We start from the raw sequence: 2,295 nt of genomic DNA on the forward strand, positions 1-2,295 counted from the left end.
GCCTTCCTGGTGGTGCATGCCGGAGCAAGCTTTCCGGGCCGCCGGTGGCAGCCCGAGCGTTTCGCCGCGGCCGTCGACACGATATCGAGCGAAACCGGTCTCTCCGTCGTCCTGGTCGGCGGACCCGACGAAGCCCAGGCGAACGACCACATCGTGGCCGCGGTCAAGGCGCCGGTCGTCAATCTGGTAGGTAAGCTATCGCTCGAAACGTTGATGGCGCTGCTCAAGGAGGCGCGGCTCTTCCTCGGCAACGAAAGCGGCCCAATGCATATGGCCGCCGCAGCAGGCACGCCGGTCGTCGGCCTGTACGGCCTCACCAACCCGGTTGCATGGGGTCCGGTTGGCGCACCCAGCATCTCGCTGCGGCCCCCAATGCCTTGCGAGTGTGTGGCCGCCGACATGTGCCACCGGACCAATCCAGCCAAGGCATTTTGCGTCTGGCGCCTGGAAGTGGACACGGTCGCCGAAGCAGTGCGCGAACTGCTGGCGCGGACGGACAGACCCATTAAAACCGCGGTGTAGACGAAAGCAATTTTTCGCGATTGCTCCTTTTGCGCTGTTGGACGTCCCCATTTTCGCCTAGATGCCGGTCTGTTGGGACGAGCGGAGGCAAGTTTTCTTTGGCGCGATGCGGCAACTGGCCGTGCGTGCCGGGTTGGAATGGATGATGGGTCTGCTTCGAAATTCTCTTTGCGTGCTCGCGCTGTCGCTCTTGGCGGCGTCGGCCGGCAATGCCGCAACGCTTCTCGAGCCGACGCTGCATCTGAAGACCCAAGCCCCGGAAGGGCGTGGGCGAGTCGCCCTGACGCTCGACGCTTGCGGGGGAAAGACCGACACAAGAATACTTTCGGCTCTTGTCGACAATCGCATACCGGCGACCATCTTCGTTACCGGCATCTGGCTCAAGCGCAATGCCGCGGCCGCCGAGATCATGCGAGCCCATCCTGATCTGTTCGAGCTGGAAAACCATGGCGGCCGCCACATTCCCGCGGTCGATACGCCGCGGAAGATTTACGGCATAAGCAGCGCCGGCAGCCCGGACGCCGTGCAGGCCGAGGTTGAATCCGGCGCCGCGGCGCTCGCCAGCGCGGGCGGACCGGCGCCCAAATGGTTTCGCGGCGCCACCGCGGAATACAGCCCATCGGCGATCGCCATGATCCGCAAGCTGGGCTTCAAGATCGCCGGCTTCTCGGTCAATGGCGACGGCGGCTCGCTGCTCGGCGCCAAGGAAACGGCACGCCGCATCGGCGCCGCCAAGGACGGCGACGTCATCATCGCCCACATCAACCAGCCGACGCATGCGGCCGGCGAGGGCGTGGTTCAGGGGCTGCTCGCCTTGAAGCAGAAAGGCATGACATTCGTGCGCCTGGACGATGCCGACGGTATAGGCAACGACGGCACCACCGATTGAGCGTGCGGTGCGGCGGCTGAATTTTGGCAGCCACATCCTTCCGAGATTGACGTGAACGCCCATCCCTCCGCCCTGGGATGACGACGCTTGGCCTTCGCCTGCCTCGGATCGCAGCGACGACCCAGCCCAATCGAAAACTCAGCCCGGTTCGGCTTCGACCGTTACCTTGCTCGTGTAGAACGCGCCGTGGTTGCGGATCTCGGTCATTTCGTCGATCGGATGTTCATAAGCCCACATGGCGTTCGTGCCGGCTTCGCCGGCCGCCTGGACGCTCCAGTAGCTGGCATCGCCCTTGTAGGGGCAATGCGTCGAGTGCTCGGTGCCGGCGAGCTTGCTGAAGTCGATATCGTCGAACGGGATGTAGAAGGCCGCCGGGTAGGGTGGTTCTGAAAGCACCTTGGCCCGGGTGGATCTTGCGATGACGGTATCGCCGGCGCGCACGGTGACACTGCCGCGATAGGGTTCGACGGTGATCACCTTGTCGGGATTGCGCTGGAAGCCGGGGGCAGGGTTGGCGGGCTTGTCCATGAATGGTCTCCTGGAGCAATTCCAGCAAAAGTGCGAAGCGGTTTCCGTCCGGAATTGCGTCAAAACAAAGAGAACGGTTTGCCGTTTCCATGAAACGGTGAAACGTTCTCGCGGCAGACTTACATGTGTCGGGTGAGTGCGTCGCGCAAGCCCGCGCGGCGCGAGGCTCCATCACCATTCATTGAACGTCTGCTGGCCAGCCGTCAGGCGGCTGTCTTGAAGGCATCCATGAGGCCGGCATAGGCGGCGGCAATGCCGGCCACCGGATTGGTGCTTCTTGCCGCGGTTTCGACCTTGAGCGCGCCGCCGCTGGTCGGCAGCGTCAGCAGCAGGAACTGGCGGTTGCCCGCGTCGCC

3 protein-coding genes are annotated in these 2,295 nt (G+C 63.9%); 2 read left to right on the forward strand and 1 reads right to left on the reverse strand.

Annotation, left to right across the window (positions count from 1 at the left end; translation table 11 throughout):
- Together EOA27_RS32570 and EOA27_RS32575 are read left to right on the forward strand one after the other, a co-directional pair.
- A partial coding sequence (locus EOA27_RS32570; protein ID WP_145970687.1) for a glycosyltransferase family 9 protein occupies nucleotides 1–522 on the forward strand: 522 nt, incomplete at its 5' end.
- 145 nt (nucleotides 523–667) lie between these two features.
- The gene (locus tag EOA27_RS32575; RefSeq protein WP_126083472.1) at nucleotides 668–1,411 is read left to right on the forward strand and encodes a polysaccharide deacetylase family protein; all 744 of its coding nucleotides are present in this window, start codon (nucleotides 668–670) and stop codon (nucleotides 1,409–1,411) included.
- Nucleotides 1,412–1,549: 138 nt separating this feature from the next.
- Here the strand turns inward: EOA27_RS32575 and EOA27_RS32580 are convergent, their stop codons facing one another.
- The gene (locus EOA27_RS32580) at nucleotides 1,550–1,939 is read right to left on the reverse strand and encodes a DUF427 domain-containing protein (RefSeq protein WP_127251970.1); all 390 of its coding nucleotides are present in this window, start codon (nucleotides 1,937–1,939) and stop codon (nucleotides 1,550–1,552) included.
- Nucleotides 1,940–2,295: the final 356 nt, after the last annotated feature.

It is taken from the genome of Mesorhizobium sp. M2A.F.Ca.ET.037.01.1.1, assembly GCF_003998075.1.
In the GTDB taxonomy this organism is placed as follows: Bacteria; Pseudomonadota; Alphaproteobacteria; order Rhizobiales; family Rhizobiaceae; genus Mesorhizobium.

Excerpts from the sequence above, each read along its gene's own strand:
- EOA27_RS32580 (WP_127251970.1), bottom strand. The coding sequence starts at position 1,939 with ATGGACAAGCCCGCCAACCCTGCCCCCGGCTTCCAGCGCAATCCCGAC.
- EOA27_RS32575 (WP_126083472.1), top strand. The coding sequence starts at position 668 with ATGGGTCTGCTTCGAAATTCTCTTTGCGTGCTCGCGCTGTCGCTCTTG.